This is a genomic window from Collimonas sp. NPDC087041 (assembly GCF_044745265.1).
Taxonomy (GTDB): Bacteria; Pseudomonadota; Gammaproteobacteria; order Burkholderiales; family Burkholderiaceae_D; genus Collimonas.
Map to the genome: position 1 here is coordinate 90,977 of NZ_JBIUZX010000009.1, position 18,088 is coordinate 109,064.

Annotated in this window: 17 protein-coding genes and 1 pseudogene; 12 read left to right on the forward strand and 6 right to left on the reverse strand. The window is 57.7% G+C overall.

Going from position 1 to position 18,088, the window contains the following annotated elements:
• Nucleotides 1-116 precede the first annotated feature (116 nt).
• On the forward strand, nucleotides 117-1,937 hold the full coding sequence (locus ACIPF8_RS16835; RefSeq protein WP_400423187.1) for a type II CAAX prenyl endopeptidase Rce1 family protein: 1,821 nt from the start codon (nucleotides 117-119) through the stop codon (nucleotides 1,935-1,937).
• 84 nt (nucleotides 1,938-2,021) lie between these two features.
• On the opposite strand, the gene ACIPF8_RS16840 is transcribed toward ACIPF8_RS16835, so the two are convergent.
• Complete coding sequence (locus ACIPF8_RS16840; RefSeq protein WP_400423190.1) at nucleotides 2,022-2,582, reverse strand: GNAT family N-acetyltransferase; 561 nt, start codon at nucleotides 2,580-2,582, stop codon at nucleotides 2,022-2,024.
• A 364-nt stretch (nucleotides 2,583-2,946) separates the two neighbouring features.
• On the opposite strand from ACIPF8_RS16840, the gene ACIPF8_RS16845 reads away from it, so the two are divergent.
• Both ACIPF8_RS16845 and ACIPF8_RS16850 read left to right on the forward strand, forming a co-directional pair.
• On the forward strand, nucleotides 2,947-4,071 hold the full coding sequence (locus ACIPF8_RS16845) for a heavy metal-binding domain-containing protein (protein WP_400423193.1): 1,125 nt from the start codon (nucleotides 2,947-2,949) through the stop codon (nucleotides 4,069-4,071).
• Nucleotides 4,072-4,276: 205 nt separating this feature from the next.
• A complete protein-coding gene (locus tag ACIPF8_RS16850; protein WP_400423196.1) occupies nucleotides 4,277-6,241 on the forward strand; it encodes an SPFH domain-containing protein in 1,965 nt (654 codons plus the stop codon).
• Nucleotides 6,242-6,337: 96 nt separating this feature from the next.
• On the opposite strand, the gene ACIPF8_RS16855 is transcribed toward ACIPF8_RS16850, so the two are convergent.
• Both ACIPF8_RS16855 and ACIPF8_RS16860 read right to left on the reverse strand, forming a co-directional pair.
• On the reverse strand, nucleotides 6,338-6,808 hold the full coding sequence (locus ACIPF8_RS16855) for a cupin domain-containing protein (RefSeq protein WP_400423199.1): 471 nt from the start codon (nucleotides 6,806-6,808) through the stop codon (nucleotides 6,338-6,340).
• Nucleotides 6,809-6,855: 47 nt separating this feature from the next.
• Nucleotides 6,856-7,467 carry a cysteine hydrolase family protein gene (locus ACIPF8_RS16860; protein ID WP_400423202.1) on the reverse strand — a complete coding sequence of 204 codons (612 nt, stop codon included), beginning with the start codon at nucleotides 7,465-7,467 and terminating at the stop codon, nucleotides 6,856-6,858.
• A gap of 154 nt (nucleotides 7,468-7,621) precedes the next feature.
• Between ACIPF8_RS16860 and ACIPF8_RS16865 the strand changes: the two genes are divergently transcribed.
• The 6 genes from ACIPF8_RS16865 (at nucleotide 7,622) to ACIPF8_RS16890 (ending at nucleotide 14,034) form a co-directional block, all read left to right on the forward strand.
• Nucleotides 7,622-8,602 carry a GlxA family transcriptional regulator gene (locus tag ACIPF8_RS16865; RefSeq protein WP_400423205.1) on the forward strand — a complete coding sequence of 327 codons (981 nt, stop codon included), beginning with the start codon at nucleotides 7,622-7,624 and terminating at the stop codon, nucleotides 8,600-8,602.
• A gap of 100 nt (nucleotides 8,603-8,702) precedes the next feature.
• Nucleotides 8,703-9,401 carry a TetR/AcrR family transcriptional regulator gene (locus ACIPF8_RS16870; RefSeq protein WP_400423208.1) on the forward strand — a complete coding sequence of 233 codons (699 nt, stop codon included), beginning with the start codon at nucleotides 8,703-8,705 and terminating at the stop codon, nucleotides 9,399-9,401.
• Between the two features lie 14 nt (nucleotides 9,402-9,415).
• The gene (locus tag ACIPF8_RS16875; RefSeq protein WP_400423211.1) at nucleotides 9,416-10,396 is read left to right on the forward strand and encodes an HlyD family secretion protein; all 981 of its coding nucleotides are present in this window, start codon (nucleotides 9,416-9,418) and stop codon (nucleotides 10,394-10,396) included.
• Nucleotides 10,393-11,376, forward strand: a complete 984-nt coding sequence (locus tag ACIPF8_RS16880; protein WP_400423214.1) for an ABC transporter ATP-binding protein — start codon at nucleotides 10,393-10,395, stop codon at nucleotides 11,374-11,376. Before ACIPF8_RS16875 ends, ACIPF8_RS16880 begins: the two co-directional genes overlap by 4 nt.
• A complete protein-coding gene (locus ACIPF8_RS16885; RefSeq protein WP_400423216.1) occupies nucleotides 11,373-12,515 on the forward strand; it encodes an ABC transporter permease in 1,143 nt (380 codons plus the stop codon). Before ACIPF8_RS16880 ends, ACIPF8_RS16885 begins: the two co-directional genes overlap by 4 nt.
• 37 nt (nucleotides 12,516-12,552) lie before the next feature.
• Complete coding sequence (locus ACIPF8_RS16890) at nucleotides 12,553-14,034, forward strand: efflux transporter outer membrane subunit (protein WP_400423219.1); 1,482 nt, start codon at nucleotides 12,553-12,555, stop codon at nucleotides 14,032-14,034.
• Between the two features lie 146 nt (nucleotides 14,035-14,180).
• On the opposite strand, the gene ACIPF8_RS16895 is transcribed toward ACIPF8_RS16890, so the two are convergent.
• On the reverse strand, nucleotides 14,181-14,735 hold the full coding sequence (locus ACIPF8_RS16895) for a carboxymuconolactone decarboxylase family protein (RefSeq protein ID WP_400423222.1): 555 nt from the start codon (nucleotides 14,733-14,735) through the stop codon (nucleotides 14,181-14,183).
• 58 nt (nucleotides 14,736-14,793) lie between these two features.
• Between ACIPF8_RS16895 and ACIPF8_RS16900 the strand changes: the two genes are divergently transcribed.
• Both ACIPF8_RS16900 and nadC read left to right on the forward strand, forming a co-directional pair.
• Nucleotides 14,794-15,126 carry a winged helix-turn-helix transcriptional regulator gene (locus ACIPF8_RS16900; protein ID WP_400423225.1) on the forward strand — a complete coding sequence of 111 codons (333 nt, stop codon included), beginning with the start codon at nucleotides 14,794-14,796 and terminating at the stop codon, nucleotides 15,124-15,126.
• Nucleotides 15,127-15,234: 108 nt separating this feature from the next.
• A complete protein-coding gene (gene nadC / locus ACIPF8_RS16905) occupies nucleotides 15,235-16,095 on the forward strand; it encodes a carboxylating nicotinate-nucleotide diphosphorylase (RefSeq protein ID WP_400423227.1) in 861 nt (286 codons plus the stop codon).
• A gap of 95 nt (nucleotides 16,096-16,190) precedes the next feature.
• On the opposite strand, the pseudogene ACIPF8_RS16910 reads toward nadC, so the two are convergent.
• Nucleotides 16,191-16,277 (reverse strand): annotated as a pseudogene (locus tag ACIPF8_RS16910) (integrase core domain-containing protein); the annotation flags it as partial.
• A 1-nt stretch (nucleotide 16,278) separates the two neighbouring features.
• Here ACIPF8_RS16910 and ACIPF8_RS16915 point away from each other — a divergent pair.
• Entirely contained in the window at nucleotides 16,279-16,836 is a 558-nt protein-coding gene (locus ACIPF8_RS16915) for a hypothetical protein (RefSeq protein ID WP_400423230.1), read from the forward strand.
• Here ACIPF8_RS16915 and ampC read toward each other — a convergent pair.
• The gene (gene ampC / locus ACIPF8_RS16920; protein WP_400423233.1) at nucleotides 16,791-17,960 is read right to left on the reverse strand and encodes a class C beta-lactamase; all 1,170 of its coding nucleotides are present in this window, start codon (nucleotides 17,958-17,960) and stop codon (nucleotides 16,791-16,793) included. The two genes, ACIPF8_RS16915 and ampC, sit on opposite strands and share 46 nt — an antisense overlap.
• Nucleotides 17,961-18,088 lie beyond the last annotated feature (128 nt).

Genomic DNA, 18,088 nt, shown 5'->3' on the forward strand with positions numbered 1-18,088 from the left:
AGGTAATACGTTGCGGAGAGGGCGTCGTTTACCTGCATAAAAGTACAACAGGAATGGGCGTCGTTCACGCGTACCGGGAACGAACAACCCGCCAAACATAACAGGGGCCGGTAGTAATGAAAATGAGATTGCGTGTTGCCTTGCTGTCAGTCGTCTTCATGTCGGGTGTCGCTAGTGTAGTTTGTGCCGCCGATATCCGAAACTCGTCGCTCGATGCGATTGATACGCCCGAGCACTCCGTTGATTACGTCTCGACCCGTCATCAATCCGCCTATGCAGAGATGCTTCGCGCTTTCGACGAAGCTCGCCAGGCTCGACCGGACGACGTTGAACTGGCCGTCGCAAAATGTGTTTTCATCGGGAATTTTGCCTATTCCGAAGAGCTGAGCTGGGCCGACGCCGCAGCGCAAGATTTACAGGCTTGCCAGGGCGAATTGCAGCGCAAATTTCCGCTCCAGCCGCAGAGCACGCTCTATATCCTCGAACATCGCTACGGCAAAGAGGCAATCAGCTTTGGTGAGCCGCTGCTCGTGCGCTCGGCAGGTTGGCCGGTTGCACAGCGGATTCGTCTGCACGCTGCGTTGTCGCGCGCCTACGCGGCCAATAAACAGGTTGCGCAGGCCGGCGAACAAGCGTGGCTAACCGTGCAGCTTGATCCGGGACATGAACGCCTGGTAACTGCGCTGCGTTATCTGGTCAGCATTAATAAAGCGCAGGAAGCTGAGCAATTACTGGTCAACGCGCCGGTGGAAAAAATGATGTGGATGGAATCGGCGCGCATCAATGCCGCCGCCGAATTATTCCCTGGTGCGCTGGCGCTGACCGAACTACAGCGCGCCGAACATGCCGGTTTGAAAATCGACGCCTGGACTCGTGCGCGTGCTTATCGCCGCGCTGGCGATAACGTACAGGCCGCCGCCGCATTGCGCTCAGGGCCAGCCGCGACTGACTACGAAACGCCGGAGCAGCGACGCTTGCGCTTTGATCTGGCTCTGCTTACCGATGATGGCGCCGGCGCAGCGAAAGTGCTTCACGATTGGGTACGCAAGACCGGCGTCACGACGCAGCTCGCGTATGCATATGCGAATTTGTTGAACCGACATCCGGCTGCCGCGCTGAACGGCGGCTTGGGCCAGTTGGCGACCTGGTTGCTGAGCGCAGCATTGGGCTTTGCCCTGTTACCGGGCTTGCTCGCCTTTCCAGCCCATTACCGCGGCACGGTTCGGGCCCGGCTGGGCAAGGCAATCGTGCCGCTATTTTCCGGCTTGGGTTTGCGCCATATGTGGTTGGCACTTGGCGTTTTCCTGCTGGCGGGATTTCTTGTGCCGGTGGTGCGATCCGGTATGGCTGTGGATTCGCTCACCGAGTACCTGGCGTCCACCGTGACGGCGCAGCGCCAGCTTGCGCTTACGGAATTATGGATGCTTCTTTTGGGCTCGCTGTTCCTGTTGTATCCTGCTTCGCGCCTGACGCGCCTGGAATGGACCGGCACCGGTTTGTGGCGGGTCGCTCCCTGGATTCTGAGCTGGAGTGCCGTGGCGGGCTTGATCTTCTGGGTAGGATCACTGCAACTGATGCCGCTGCACCCAACGGCACAAACACAGGCCGTTGCAGCCGTCATCACGGGAGCGCAAGCGATTGGCGGCATCCCGTTCGCCTTGCTTCTGGTTGCAGTGCTGGTGCCGATATATGAGGAGTTCGTGTTTCGCGGATGCATACTTGGCGGCTTGTCACGCCACTTGAGTTTTGGCTGGGCGAATTTATGCCAGGCGGTTATTTTCGCGTGTATACACTCGGACCCGCCGCGTTTCGTGTTTTACCTGGTGCTGGGCCTTACTGCAGGCTGGATGGCAAGACGTACACGCGGGCTTGTCGCGCCGATTTTGCTGCATGGCGCGAATAATGCGCTTGCGGTGCTCGCCCTGACGTTATTGTAACGACACCGCTGCGTGAATTTGACCGCATGATTGAGTAGCTGCCGCCGCGGACGATGCGTGACGTCCGCGGGCGCGACAATTTTCTCAATTCCAATCCCAGGCAATGACCCGCCATTCCGAGGATTGCTCATGTTCTTCCTTGATATCCCTGAACCCGACTTGCCGATGCGCACGCATGGAGCGCGTATTCTTTATCGAAACTTCGGTCACCACCAGATCAAAATCGGCGCGCATCTGTTCCCGCAGAGTTTGATAAAGCTTTCTGAAAACTCCCTGGCCGCGAAACGCCTGGTCCACGCACACTTGGCCCATGACGAAATAGCGCTTTTCACGGATTGAATTCCCGTCAAGAGCGCCGGCCTCGGCTTGCTGGAACATGTCGTCCAGAAAAGGAAACGCAGTGCGGGATTCCTTCAGCATGACCAGCGCATAGCCGACGACGACGCCATCGGACTTGGCGATCACGTGCCGGTAGCCGCGGCACATCTGCTGCAATTCCTCGACCGTATATTCCATGGTCACAAAGCCTTCCGTCTCCCATAGCTCGCTGGCGACGGCGTTGGAATGGTTCAGGCGTTGTAACGCAACGATACCTTCGAGATCGCTGTATTTGTCGCTTAATTCGAGGTTAATAGTGTTGGTCATATGGTGCGGGGGTGTAGCCGGGGATGCCACGACAGGAGTTCAATATGAGTGACATGGATTCTATATCCGATTGGAGATGATGCGGCGCGCAGCATCAAATGGAAAAGGAGATTCGGCGGTGTTTTTCGCCCAACTCGCACAGCTTTTCTTTGGAAGAAATGCTCTATTTTCACGTGTCGCGATAGTCGATCCTCGCCGCGCCTGCTGGCAAGCCATTCTCCAATTTTCAGGCGTCATGTTGCACTGCAAAATAAGTGGCGCGCAATCAAATTAAGGTTCAGAATAATCTTGTCTTCGGCGGATTTGTCGCGTGGTATGCGGCATCGTCCGCTGGACATTTATCGTCGAAAAAAAGGAAGAGCGTATGGCAAAAGTAACGGGTTTATCCGGAAATGAAATTTTCTGCTTGGCGCTAAAGAATTATTCGGCAGGCGAAATTGTCGTCGGCAATAGCGTCAATTCCATGGGTTTCCTCGGCGGCATCGGCGCCGGCTTGAAGAACATGTTGGGCGGTGAAATAACCCAGGTCACCGCCGCCATCCACGAAGGGCGCGCCAACGCCTTCGAGCGCATGAGCAAGGAAGCCTTGCAGCATGGCGCTTCGGGCGTGGCGGGCGTGACCAGCGAGTTGCGTTCGTTCAGCGGCAGCACCGAATTTCTGTTCGTCGGTTCCTGCGTTCATGCGCGCGATATGTCGGGGCGATTTTTCACGACCGCCGGCGACGCGCAGGAACTGTACTGTCACATGGATGCCGGCTATGAGCCGATCCAGCATGCCTTCGGCAATATCGCTTATTCGATGGGCGTCGGCGGTGGCCTGATGGGATCGCTCAAGACCCTGGTCCGGGGCGAGATTCCGGAATACAGCAATATATTCAATACGACTCGTCACAAAGCGCTTGACCGGCTGGTGGCGCAGGCCAAGGCCGACAAGGCAAATGCTGTGGTTGGAATTCGCACCACCATCTTGCCGTGGATGGGCACGCATGAAATGCTGATGACGGGAACTGCGTCGCGGCACGCTGCGTTGCCGGCTGGCGCCGACGGCAATCCGGTCACCAGCGATCTTACCGGTGAAGAGCTGTGGGCGATGACCAGCCTGGGCTACGCGCCGGTCAAGCTGCTGATGTCGACTTCCATTTATTCGCTGGGTGTGGTGGGCGGTTTCATGGCGGCGTTCAAATCGTTTACCAAAGGTGAAATCAGCGACCTGACCACACTCATTCATGATGCGCGTGAGATTGCGATCGAGCGCTTGAAAAGCGAGGCGGATGCGCTCAATGCGGAAGAGGTGGTCGGCGTGAAGACGTATATCGCCGAGATCGGCAATGGCCTGGTCGAGTTCATGGCAATCGGAACTGCAGTCACGAAAATGCCGGGCTTTGCGGTCAAGACGCCCGCTCTGCCGGCGCAGGCAATCATTCGCGACAAGGACACCTGGATCGATGGCGATTTCGGGTTTTCCCTGGATCGCAATGGGAACGGTTGACCTGGTCCAATCAATTCACTGACAAAGAAAGGTAGGGCAGACATCGATCCATCGCTGATGGATGCATTCATGCCGCTCGCAGAAAATGGATCAAACGGATCATCAAGGGACGATCCGGCTTTCTGGTGCGACATCGGCAGCAAACGTAATTATAGAAATCCGTTCGGAAGAAAAGTTGTCTTTCATAATAAAAGAAAGAAAAGATATGCTGAATCTATTTTCGAGTTTGGGTTGGTTTCCAACCGTTATCATCATTCTGGTTGCAGTCATTATTGTGCTTGCGGTGTTTTTCTCGCTTTCGGGGATCATCCGCTACATTCCTAACGACCGCATCGGCGTCGTTGAAAAATTATGGAGTTCAAGTGGTTCGGTGAAGGCCGGCTTGCTGGCCTTGCATGGCGAGGCCGGGTTGCAGCCTGATTTGCGGCGCGGCGGCTTCCATTTCTTTGCGCCATTCCAGTTCCGCGTCCACATCCATCCGATGGTTTCCGTCACCCAAGGCCGCATCGGCTATGTCTTCGCGCGCGACGGTATCGACCTGCCGGCCGGACAAACGCTGGCCGACAATTCCAAGGTGGAGGATTTCCGCGATGTACGCTCCTTCCTCGAAGGTGGCGGCCAGAAAGGGCCGCAGCGCAAGATCCTGCGTGAGGGCACCCATATCATCAACCCGGCCTTGTTCGTGGTGATGACTGAGGAAGCGACGTATTCGCTGTCGCTGGATGCGCAAGAGAAGGCGTACTACGAGCAGATGCGCGGTGTGCTGGACGAACGCAGCGGCTTTACGCCGGTGGTGCTCAAGGAAGTGGCCGGCGCCCACGATTCGGACCAGCTGGCCATTGTCACGGTGCAGGATGGTCCCGGATTGTCGAAAGACGAATTGTTGGCGCCGGACGTCGGCGATACCCACAACTCGTTCCAGGAGCCGGAAAAATTCCTGGCGGCAGGCGGCTTGCGCGGCCGGCAGGAGCGGGTGCTGGTGGAGGGTACGTATTACATCAACCGCCTGTTTGCAACAGTCGAACTGATCCGCAAGACTATCATTCCGGTCGGCTATGTCGGCGTGGTGGTTTCCTATACCGGGCGCAAGGGTTCGGATTTGTCGGGCAAGGAATACAGCCATGGCGAACTGGTTGAAAGCGGTTGCCGCGGTGTCTGGCGCGATCCGCTGATGCCTGGCAAATATGCATTCAACACCTACGCCGGCAAGATCGAGCTGGTGCCGACCACCAATTTCGTGCTGATGTGGAAATCCGGCGAGAGCGGTTCTAGTTTTGACAGCAACTTGCGCGAAATCACGCTGATCACCAAGGATGCGTTCGAGCCGCAACTGCCTTTGTCGGTAGTGGTGCACATCGATTACCGCAAGGCGCCTATGGTGGTGCAGCGCTTCGGTAATGTGGCGCAACTGGTGGAGCAAACGCTCGATCCGATGGTGTCGTCGTATTTCAAGAATGTCTCGCAGACTAAGACCTTCATCGAGCTGATCCAGTCGCGCAGTGAGTTGCAGACCAATGCTTCAGCCGACATGAAGGAACGCTTCCAGGCCTATTCGCTGGAATTCCAGGAGGTGCTGATCGGTACGCCGAAACCGCAGCCGGGCGACACCAAGATCGAAAACATCATGGCGCAGTTGCGTGACCGCCAGATTGCGCGGGAACAGGTCGAGACTTTTGCGCAGAAACAGATTGCTGCGGACAAGGAACGCGAATTGAATGAAGCGGAACAACGCGCTTCCAAGCAGAAGGAGTTGACCGGTTCGCTGGTGGATATCTCGATCAAGGAAAACCAGGGTTCGGCCAATGTGAAAGCGGCAGAAAAGAAACGCCAGGAAATCGAAGCGCTGGCGCACGCAGAGAAATTCAAGCAGGAGCTGGAAGGTTCTGGCCGTGCTTCGGCGATCAAGTCGGTGGGTGAGGCGGAAGCGGCTGCCATCAAGGCCAAATCGGAAGCCTTGCAAGGCGAGGGCGCCGACAAGCAACTGATGCAGACCGTGATGCTGCGCCTGGCCGAAGCTTTCGAAACATCAAGGGTGCCGCTGGTGCCGCAGATTCAGATGGGTGGCGGCGGTGATACCAATGCGTTCAATACCTTGCTGTCGCTGATGGGATCGCTGAAGGCGGGTGAGCTGGCGCAATCGCTGAAGCGGGATGAGGCGCCGCACGCATAAAACTGCCAGTTAGTGATTCAAAAAAAACGGGGCGGCTAATTCAGCCGCCCCGTTTCAATTAAAGCTCAACAGAAGCTCAATGCGTATTTTCTATATTTACTTCTTCTCTGCTACCGGCACCAGGTCGAAATGGTTAGCCTGGTATTGGAACAACAGGCAGTCTTCCGCCGGTGTGCAGCCACTGAAATGATGCAGGTTGGCTGGCAGGTTATAGAAAGAGCCGGCCGGATACTCAGTACGCTTGCCGTCGATGATGGCGTAGAAAGTACCTTTCAATACCACTGTCGGCAGGTTTTGCGTGTGCAGGTGGTAAGGATTGTTTTTGCCTGCCGGGAAAATGACGAAGGCTTCGTACGGGCCTTTGCCAGCCAGGTTGCCGCGTACGTTGGCATACTTGACGCCGCCGGAACCTGGCAGTTCGTTCCATTTCAAGTCCGCAGCCGGAAACGAAATGAGTTCGTTGATTTTCTTTGCCTGTACGCCGCCTTCGGCGACGTTGGCGGCGAATGCATGACCAGCGAAAACAGCGGTAGACAGCAACAGCAGGGCTTTGGATTTGATGTTCATTGGTTTCCTATCGATGGTTATCGGGTTAAAAAAAGATTGCGGGCTATTTATGCCAGTTTCAAATTGAGAACCTGTTCAGTGCTCATGATGTCGCCAAAGGTATCGGCGATGCCTGCCAGGGAGGCGCTATGCAGCGCTGCGTGCGGTACTACGCCGCCGCTGGCCAGATCCAGGTCACGGGTGGCGCAAGCGTCGTCGGCGACGATGACTTCGTAGCCTTTGGCTGCGCCATCGCGTGCCGCACCGGCTACGCAAGCGTGCGTCATCAGGCCGGAGATGATCAGTGTCTTGATGCCGTCAGCTTTCAGCTTGGCGTCGATATCGGTGTTGACGAACACGCTGACGTCGCCTTTTTGCTGCACTTTATGGTTGGCCGCAGGCTGCAAGTCGCTATGGAATTTGACGGTGTCGCCGTCTTCGGCAAAAATCGGCGCGCCGGCAGGGGTTACGTGCTGGACGTGGATGACCTGCATGTTTGCCTTGTCGGCAAATGCGACCAGGCGCTTGGCGTTGTTCAGGGCCTTCAGGCCGTCAGGGATCGGCATCTTGCCGTTGAAGTATTCATTCTGGAAATCGATCACCAGCAAGGCGGTGTTTTTAGCTTCTACTGTGGTTGGTGCAGTCGCGCCGACGAGGGTGCGAATTGTAGGGTTGTTCATGTAAAACTCCTGATTAAAATTGAAGCACGGTTAAGGGCGTTAGCGCTGCTTTCCTGATGCTTGCAGTGCTTTAACGTTGGAACGGAGTGAAGTATAGGTTTCGTGGCAATGCCCCGAAAGTGTCCCGGAAGACAATATGCGATAGAATTGGGCCATGTCGATTTCACCCATTTCCTACGAGAAAGAGCATACGGTCGCAGTTGTCGTCTTTGACGGCATCAGCCCGTTCCACTTGTCCGTGCCGTGCATGGTGTTTGGCGACGATCTCGCCAGGCTGGGCGTGCCGCGCTATCGCTTATTGGTGTGCGCGATGCATACCGGCCTGATTCCAACGATGTCGGGCTTCAACATTGATGTGCCATACGATCTGTCGGTCCTGGCTGAGGCCGACACGGTGATTGTTCCGGCCTGGCACGATCCCGACCAGCGGCCACCGGAAGCTTTGCTGGAAGCCTTGCGTCAGGCGCATGCGCGCGGTTCGCGGATGGTCGGTTTATGCCTTGGGGCCTTTGTGCTGGCCGAGGCGGGGCTGCTGGATGGGCGCGTTGCTTCTACGCACTGGGTGTGGAGCGATGATTTCAGCCGGAAATACCCGCACGTGACGCTGGACAAGAAATCGCTGTATGTCGACGATGGCGACATCCTCACTTCCGCCGGCACGGCGGCGGCAATCGACTGTTGCCTGCATCTGTTGCGGCGCGATCACGGCGCCGATATTGCGAACCGGATTGCCCGCCGCATGGTGGTGGCGCCGCATCGGGCTGGCGGGCAGGCGCAATATATCGAACAGGTACTGCCCAAGGATAACGGCAGCGATCACCTCACTGCCACCCTCGATTGGGCCATGGAAAACCTGGACCAGCCCTTGTCGCTGGATATTCTGGCGGACAAGGCAGCGATGGGCCGGCGTACCTTCACGCGGCGCTTCAAGCTGAAAACCGGCGCCACGGTATCGGAATGGCTGCTGAATCATCGCCTGGCTTCTGCACAACGCATGCTCGAAACCACCGATAAGCCGATTGACCGGATCGCCGAAGCAGTCGGATTCGGCTCGACGGTGTCGCTGCGTCAGCATTTTGCCTCAGCCTTTTCTATTTCCCCCACCGCGTATCGCCGCCAATATCGACGTCAATAAGGGACGCCGGTGCGCGGCGCCGATGCGTATTGCGGCGCGCAAGCCCGGAGTTACATCTCCGACCTTGTAATTAATTAATGCGTTGATTAATATCAATCGCATGACCAAACCACCGTCGTTGCGCGGGCGTCCCGTGGCATCGGACCAGGATTCGCGTGAAAAGCTGCTCGATGCCGCTACCTTGCTGTTTTCCTCGCAGGGTATTGCTGCTACCACGGTGGCGGCGGTGGCTCGTTCGGCTGGCGTGACGCCGGCGATGGTGCATTATTACTTCAAGAATCGCGATCAGTTGATCGAAGCTGTGGTCGATGAACGGGTATGCCTGTTCGTCAACAGTATCTGGGACCCGATCCGTGGCGACGAGCCGCCCGAGGACATGATTCTTGACATCGTCGAGCGCATGATCGCCACCACGGAAAAGATGCCCTGGATGCCGGCCTTGTGGGTACGCGAGGTGCTGAGCGATGGCGGCCAGCTGCGCGAACGCATGGTGCAGCGGGTGCCATTGGCCAAGATTGCCCTGTTTTCCGAAAACGTCGCGCGCAGCCAGCAGGCCGGCACGATCAACCCGGGACTGGAGCCAACCCTGATCTTCATCTCCGTACTGGGCCTGACCATGCTGCCGCTGGCGATGGCACGCACCCTGAAAAATCGGCCTTTGCTACCGGTGGTGCACAAGGCCGCATTGCTCGACAAAGCCGTCCTGACCCGCCATATCAAGGCGCTGCTGCTGTCCGGCCTGGCGTTACCGGGGACAGCGCAATCCAACGCGCACTCTGACGCGCATTCTGACGAATAACCGAGGAATTTTCCATGCCATATCGTCTTTCGACCAGCTCCCGGCAATCAACCGTAATCGTTGTGGCGGTGATGGCCTCCTTGTGGCTGGCCGCGTGTTCACCGGCCAGCGACAACGACTGGCAAGGTTATGTCGAGGGCGAGTATGTGTATGTGGCGTCGTCCCAGCCCGGGCGTCTGGACAAGCTGTCGGTTGAGCGCGGCAAGCAGGTAGCATTGGGCGCGCCCTTGTTCATGCTGGAAGCGGGCGATGAAATCGCCGCCCGAAACCAGGCTTTGCGCCAACTGAACGCCGCCGAGGCGCAACTGGCTGATATCCAGAGCGGCAAGCGACCGCAAGAGCAGGATGTAACGCGCGCTCAATTGGTCCAGGCGCAGGCCAATGCGTCCAAGGCTGCGGTGCAACTCCATCGCGATGAGATCCAGTTCCAGGCCGGCGGCATCGCCAAACAACAACTCGACGATTCGCGCGCTGCCGCCGAGACGGCCGCAGCCCAGGTCCGGCAATGGCAAAGCCAACTGGCGGTTGACCGCTTGCCTAACCGCACGGCCCAGGTGCGGGCGCAACAGGCCCAGGTCGCCGCTGCCCAGGCGGTGCTGGACCAGGCGGACTGGAAACTCGGGCAAAAAACCATCACCGCTACCCGTGCCGGGCTGGTGTTCGACACCATGTATCGAGAAGGCGAGTGGGTCGCGGCCGGTAATCCGGTGCTGCGCATGCTGCCGCCGGAGAACGTCAAAGTGCGTTTCTTCGTGCCGGAAACCGTGCTCGGTCGGCTCAAGGTCAACCAGGCTGTGACGCTCAGTTGCGACGGTTGCCAGGCCAATGTGGCGGCGCACATTTCCTACATCTCGACCGAATCCGAATACAACCCGCCAATCATCTACAGCAATCAATCGCGTTCCAAACTGGTCTACATGATCGAAGCGCGGCCGGCACCGGCGGATGCGCTCAAGCTGCATCCCGGCCAACCGGTGGAAGTGAAGCTGCCATGAGCGCCGTCATCGAAGATGCCCGCAACGGAGAGCTGGTAGTGGATGTTGACGGCATCAACAAGCACTTTGGCAGCAAGCATGTGGTGAAGGATTTGTCGCTGCAGGTGCGGCGCGGCGAGATTTTCGGTTTCCTGGGGCCGAACGGCAGCGGCAAGACCACGTCGATCCGCATGATATGCGGCCTGCTGACGCCAGACTCCGGGCATGGCACCTGCATGGGGTTCGACATCATCAAGCAAAGCGCGGAGATCAAGCGCCGGGTCGGCTACATGACGCAGAAATTTTCCTACTGGGATGACCTCAGCATCCGCGAGAACCTGGATTTCGTCGCCCGCATCTATGGCATGAAGAATCGCAAGGAAGCAGTCGACCAGAGCCTGGAAAAGCTCGGCCTGGCGACCCGTGCGAAACAATTGGCGGGATCGCTGTCGGGCGGCTGGAAGCAGCGCCTGGCGCTGGCTGCCAGCATGTTGCACAACCCTGAACTGTTGCTGCTGGATGAACCGACCGCCGGCGTGGACCCAGCTGCGCGCCGCGATTTTTGGGAAGAGCTGCACCGACTGGCTGCCGAGGGCATCAGCGTGCTGGTCAGCACCCATTACATGGACGAAGCGGAACGCTGCCACAAGCTGGCTTACCTGGCCTATGGAAAATTGCTGGTGCAGGGCACGGCGGCGGAGGTGGTAGCGGGGCAGGGCCTGACGACCTGGGCCATCTATAACAGCCGCGACAGCGATATCCACGACAACCAGCTGGTCGGCCTGTCGCAGCAATTGCACGGACAGCCTGGCGTCGATCAGCTGGTGGTATTTGGCACCTCATTGCACGTATGCGGCAAGGATGCCGCGCTGCTGGAACAGACGCTGCGTCAGATGACGCAAGGGAAAAATCTGCGCATGGAGCCGATCGACACCAGCCTGGAAGATGTGTTCATCTACATGATGAACCGCTCGGCGGATAATTTCGAGGACCAGGCATGAAATATCTCAGCGGATTTTCTTTCCAGCGCTGGTGGAGCATCGTGCTCAAGGAGTTCCTGCAACTGATGCGCGACCGTGTCACGGTGCGCATGATCACCGTGATCCCGGTAATGCAGATGGTGCTGTTCGGCTTTGCCATCAACAGCGATCCCAAGCACATGCCGACTGCCGTCATCACTGCCGACCACAGCGAATTCACACGCACCTTCATTGCCGCGATGAAGGCGTCGGACTATTTCGATATCGTCGCTGAGCTGCCCAGCGAGGCGGCGGCGCGCACTGCGCTGGCACAGGGCAAGGTGCTGTTCGTACTGAATATCCCGGCGGATTTTACCCGCAACCTGCTGCGCGGCGAACGGCCGGCGCTGCTGGTGGAGGCCGATGCCACCGATCCGACCGCCACCGGCATGGCCTTGGCGGCGTTGCCGCAGTTGGTGCAATCGGTGGCAGACAAGGATTTGAAAGGCGCACTGGCGAAGTTCAGCGGCGGCACGCCGGCCTTTAACGTCCAGGTGCAGCGCCTGTACAACCCGGAAGGTGTCACCCAGTACAACGTCGTGCCCGGATTGATGGGCGTGATCCTGTCGATGACAATGGTGATGATGACCGGCTTGTCGATGACTCGTGAACGCGAGCGCGGCACCATGGAAAACCTGCTGGCGACGCCGGTGTCGCCGATCGAAGTCATGACCGGCAAGATCATGCCTTACATTGCCATCGGCCTGATCCAGGCCAGCATCATCCTGCTAGGCGCGCGCTTCATGTTCCATGTGCCGTTTGCCGGCAGCGTGGTCGCGATTTACCTGGCGGCGCTGTTGTTCATCGCTGCCAGCCTGACGGTCGGCATTACCTTGTCGTCGATTGCACAAAACCAGTTGCAGGCGATGCAACTGACGATGTTCTACTTCCTGCCGAACATCCTGTTGTCGGGTTTCATGTTCCCGTTCCAGGGCATGCCGCGCTGGGCGCAGTTCATCGGCAACCTGCTGCCGCTGACGTATTTCAACCGGCTGATTCGCGGCATCCTGCTCAAGGGCAATGGCTGGGTTGATCTGTGGCCCAGCGTCTGGCCGCTGATGGTGTTCACCCTGGTGGTGATGGGCATTGCAGTGCGGTTCTATCGCCGTACGCTGGATTGAGGGAGTGGCGATGAAACCGACATGGATTTGTCAATGCGTGCAAAAAACGACCCGGCCGCTGCTGTGGCTTGGTATCGGTGGATTGCTGAGTGGCTGTGCAGTCGGGCCGGATTTCCATGCGCCGACGGCGCCTGCGGTGGCGCAATATACGGCTGGCGTACAACCGGCAGCCACCGTGTCGAGTGCAGGGATGGCCGGCGCCGCCCAGCGTTTCGATACAGGCATGGATATTCCAGGCCAATGGTGGACGCTGTTCCATTCGCCACAACTGGATGGGCTGGTGCGTCAGGCATTGGCTAACAGCCCGCTGATCGCGCAGGCAAAGGCGACGTTGCTGCAAGCCAGCGAAACCTTGAGCGGCCAGACTGGCGCAACGCGTTATCCGCAGGTCGATTTGCGGCTGGGTGCGGTCCGCCAGCAGATCGACACTGCCGCAATCGGCATCCCGAATGTACCGCAGGTCGGGCCGTTTTCACTCTTTAACGCTTCGCTGAACGTGTCTTACACCGTCGATGCCTTTGGCGCCAACAGCCGCATGCTGGAAGGTTTGCAGGCGCAAGTGAATATGCAGGCCGAGGAACTGCGGGCGGCGCAGCTGACGCTGGCGGGCAACGTTGTCACCGCCGCGATCCGGCAAGCGTCGTTGCAGGCGCAGATCACCCAGACCGCGCAAATGCTCGATCTGCAGCGCCAGCAACTGACAATCATGGAACAGCGCCTTGCCGCTGGCGGCATCGCCGAGCGCGATGTCAAGAACCAGCGCACATTGGTGGCGCAATCAGCGGCATCATTGCCATCGCTGCAACAGCAATTGCAGCAGGTCGGCCATCAGTTGGCGGTGTATCTGGGCAAGGCTCCGGCACAGCTTGACTCCCAGCCGCTGGACCTGGCCAAGTTGACACTGCCCGAGACCTTGCCGCTCAGCCTGCCATCAGCACTGGCACGTCAACGTCCTGATATCCGCGCCGCCGAGGCGACCTTGCACCAGGCCAGCGCCCAGGTCGGCGTGGCAACCGCCGGCCTCTATCCGCAACTGACCTTGTCAGGTAGTGCAGGGGCCGAGCAGACGCATATCTCGGATATCGCCAACAGCCTCAATGTATGGAGTATCGGTTTGAATTTGATGCAACCTTTATTCCATGGCGGCGAATTGCGGGCCAAGAAGCGTTCCGCAGTTGCCGCCTACGATGCGGCCGCAGCAGCGTATCAGCAGACTGTGCTGCAGGCGCTGCAACAAGTGGCGGACGGTTTGCGCGCGCTGGAGAATGACGCGCAGGCTTTGCAAGCGCGGACGTTGGCGGCGGAAAATGCAGAGGACAGTCTGTCGATTACGCGACAGCAGTATCAGGCCGGAGGCGTCAGTCATCTGGCCTTGCTGGATGCACAGCGGCAAAGCCTGCAAACCGGATTGGACCGGACCGTCGCCCAGTCGGCGCGCCTTGCCGATACGGCGGCGCTGTTGCAAGCATTGGGAGGAGGGTGGTGGAACGCGTCTCCAGATACCGGTGCTGCGCCGTAGGCTTGATGGAGCGGCAGTCAGATTTATGCAAAAGGCGCTTTTCCAAAGCGTGACAGGCGGTTCTCGACCCGATGCGGACTGTCGATAGATTGAAATCTGCTCCGCATGGCGGCCGCTCAACGCACGCATAAACATGCGTCCGGCGATTAGTTGTTGGCATAACTATCAAAATGAGGCGCGGCGGTCTCAAGTTCCAGCTTTGTCGTGTTCACTATGTAGGACACCGCGTGATATAGACCGGCAAGCATCACTAGCTCGATAAGCTGCTCGTCGGTGTAAAACGTTTGCAGTTCGGACCACAGAGTGTCGTCGACGCTGCCGGTCGCATGCAGTGCATCCGCAAGCCGAATCAGCACGGAATCTTGAGCCGGCCACGCTTGGCTATCCTCATGCACAGTGGCAGCAACCTGCGTCGGAGTGAATCCCGCCTTGCTGCTAAAGGCCGCAACATGTACGCCCCATTCGTACTCAGCCCCACACAACGCGCAGGTTCGTAGAATCATGATCTCTCTGGCGCGTACTGAAATGCTGCCCTTGTCGAGTAGGCTGCCTGCGATCATGCGCGACAGTACACGCGGATTTTGCGCCACGGTGCGGAACAACTTCAGTGGCGGAATGCCGGGCGGCATGATGCGATCGAAATCCTGCTGCACACCATCAGCGTAGGGCGGATTAAGGGCTTGTATCCGGGGTGTTGACATGCAGGACTCCAGTTGCTACGATAAACGAAGCATAATACTTCTAATTTAGTAGCACAATATGGCGCTCATCGACAAACCCGTTCGTGGTTCCAAAACCGGCAAGCCAATCATGGCTTTGCTCGACCTGCTCGGCCGCCGCTGGGTGCTACGCGTGATCTGGGAATTGCGCGAGGGCCCAATGGTGTTTCGCGAGCTACAGGCGCGCTGCGACGATATGTCGCCGTCAGTGCTCAACGGCCGACTAGCGGAATTGCGTGAAGCTCTGATTGTTGAAACTTGCGACACTGGTTACCAACTTACTAAACGCGGCAGAAAACTATTGGAACTGTTCGATCCCTTGGGAGACTGGGTCGAGAGTTGGGCCGCAGCGCTACGTAGTGCAAATAAATAACATCTACCCAGGCCCTGTTGACCGACTCTAGACATTCGGCTGTAGGTTTGCGTTGCTGGCGGCCTGTAAGGCCCTACATAATCTTTTCATTTTCTATAAGGTCACGGCATGAATGCATTCACCCTCCAAGGCTTCAACCTCAGTGCCTTTGTCCACGCTACGCTCGCTGAAGATCTCGGCGAAGGCTTCCCTGGCGGCGGCCACGACGTCACCGCCGAGAGTGTCATCCCTACCGATGCGCGCTTTGCCGGGGTGATGGACAGCCGCGAGGCGATCACCGTCGCCGGTCTGCCGCTGGCCGCCGCGTTCTTCCGTCATCTCGATCCGGCGTGTACGATCGAAATGCTCGTGCAGGATGGCCAGAGCATCGCGCCTGGCACCGCGTTGATGCGGATCGCCGGCAACGCCCGTGCTCTGCTCACCGCCGAGCGCAGCGCGCTCAACACCGTGCAGCACCTCTCAGGCGTCGCGACAATGACGCGCGCCTATGTCGATGCCATGAACGGCCACGCCATCCTGCTCGACACGCGCAAGACCATCCCCGGCCTGCGCGTGCTTGAAAAATACGCGGCGCGGATGGGCGGCGCGACCAATTACCGCATGGGATTGTGGGATGCGGTGTTGATCAAGGACAACCATGTCGCGGTGGCGGGCGGCGTCGGGCCGGCGGTGGCGCGCGCGAAGGCGGCAGGCGTGAAGCGGATCATCTGCGAAGTCGATCGACTCGACCAGATCGAGCCGGCGATCGTGGCCGGCGCCACCCAAATCCTGCTCGACAATATGTCGCAGGCAATGCTGGTCGAGGCGGTGGCGTTGGTGGCCGGGCGTGCGGCGACGGAGGCTTCGGGGGGAGTGCGGCTCGATACGATCGCCGCGATCGCGGCGAGCGGCGTGGATTACGTCTCGGTCGGGCGGCTGATGCAAAGCGCCCCGGCGGCAGATATCGGGCTGGATCTTGAGCTGATGTAAGCTCGCTTAGCGGCGCTCTTTGAAAAACGACCGCAACAGCTCCGCCGCGACTTCCTCGCAGATTCCGGAATATACCTGAGGCTGTAGAAGACCTATCCGTTCAGAAATTCATCAGGGAGTTTTCCGTTGAAGGACTCGCGGTAGCCGTTCTTCCACGGGCTGCCTGGCTCGATGTGCAGCGTGATGACTTATTGCACGACGAGTTGGCTCAGCAAGCTGTTTCTCAAAACGCCGTTTCCGCATGAGCCATGCAATGGCTTTATCCCGGACATCATGATGACCAACGGCCACACGGTTAACCTGCTCGACTTCGGGGGCGATGGTGTCGTGCGGCATACGGGCGGTCATACGCCGGGCTCGATTGCGGTGGAGTTGTCATCGCAGGACATGATGGTCGGAGATCTGATCGCCTCAGGCATCCTGATCGGTGGTGTGATCCTCAAGGGGCGCGCAATTCGGCCGCCGTTCGAAGATGATCCGGCCACTGTGTCGCGTGAACTGATTCGGATGGTGGAGAGCGGCGGCAAGCGTTTCCATATGGGGCACGGTGGACCTTTGGACTTTTGGACGTTAGTGAGGTGCTGCGCCACGCCCAAACTTTGGCGAAGCTGGTGCGCGATCCATGCACCCCAGGAAAGTGCGAACACCAGCATCGCTAGAGCAGCTACCCCAATCAACGCAGTAGCGTCCCGCGACTATTTTTTTGATACGCCCTGGCTATCCAGTTGCGTGAGTATTTGATACGCGGCAGTGACTCTTTGATCAATCGGATAGGATTTATTGGCAAGAATCACAATGCCAATTTGTTTAGAGGGGATAAAGGCGGCATAGGTTGAAAAGCCGTTCGTTGACCCAGTTTTATTGATCAGCACGTCGGCTTGCGGTGGCAAGGGTGGACTTAGCTTGCTTGCAACCGAACCTTGATAGATCACGCCAGGATCGTTACCTGCCAGCAGTTGTTTCAACTCTACAGGGTAAGGGTATTGCTCCCATATCAAATCCTGCGTAAATTCTCCTGACTTGAAATATCCCGTGTGAGTATCCTTGATCGCACGTTGAAGTTTTTCACTAAGCCTGCTGGCCTGGATGTTATCGTCAATAAATCGGATCAAGTCTGCCGAGCCTGATTTCACACCATATGCTTCGGTCGCCAGAATTCCTGGATTCAATCTGACTGGTACATCCTTTGCTGTGTAACCTTGCGCGTAATCCTTCATCTGGTCTGCTGGCACATTGATGTAACTATGGGTCATACCAAGTTCAGGGAACATCTTCTTTTCAAGCGCGTCCTCGTAAGATACGTTCATGCATTTGGCCGCAATCATGCCTAGCAACCCTATACTTAGATTGGAGTATTTCCTGAATGTGCCAGCTGCATGAGTAGGCTCCCAATGTTTGAAATAATCCATTAACTGATCGGTATTATCTATATTGTCCGGAACCTGCAGAGGCAGGCCGCCCGCGGTGTGCGTGCCTAGATTCACCAGACTGATATTGTCAAAGCTACTGCCGCGCAAGAACGGGAAATATTTGCTTGGGCTGTCGGAGAGTGAAAGATTGCCACCGACTTGAGCATAAGAGGCCAGCGTCGCCGTAAATGTTTTGCTGAACGACCCGATCTCAAAAAGCGTCTTGTTGGTAACGCGCTGCTGCGTCTCTTTTGACGTCACACCATAATTGTAGAAATAATTTTTGCCATTAATGGTCACTGCGATTGCCATGCCGGGAATGCTGTATTTCTGCATCAGGGGATGGATAGTCGCATCGACCGTATCCGTGATCTTGGATTGATCGATGGTGCCTGCTGCAAAGCTACTTGCGGCAAGTAAATATACTGAAAAAGAAAGTAGTTTTAGTGTGTTCATGGTTTTGAGGGGCGTTGAGCAATAACGCCCGGTTTGAAAGAAGAGTTTTTATAACGATTTGGTAACTTGTCCGTTACCCGAGCTGATTTCACGCCACAAGAAGCTTCTCGATGCTGGTCATCAGGGTG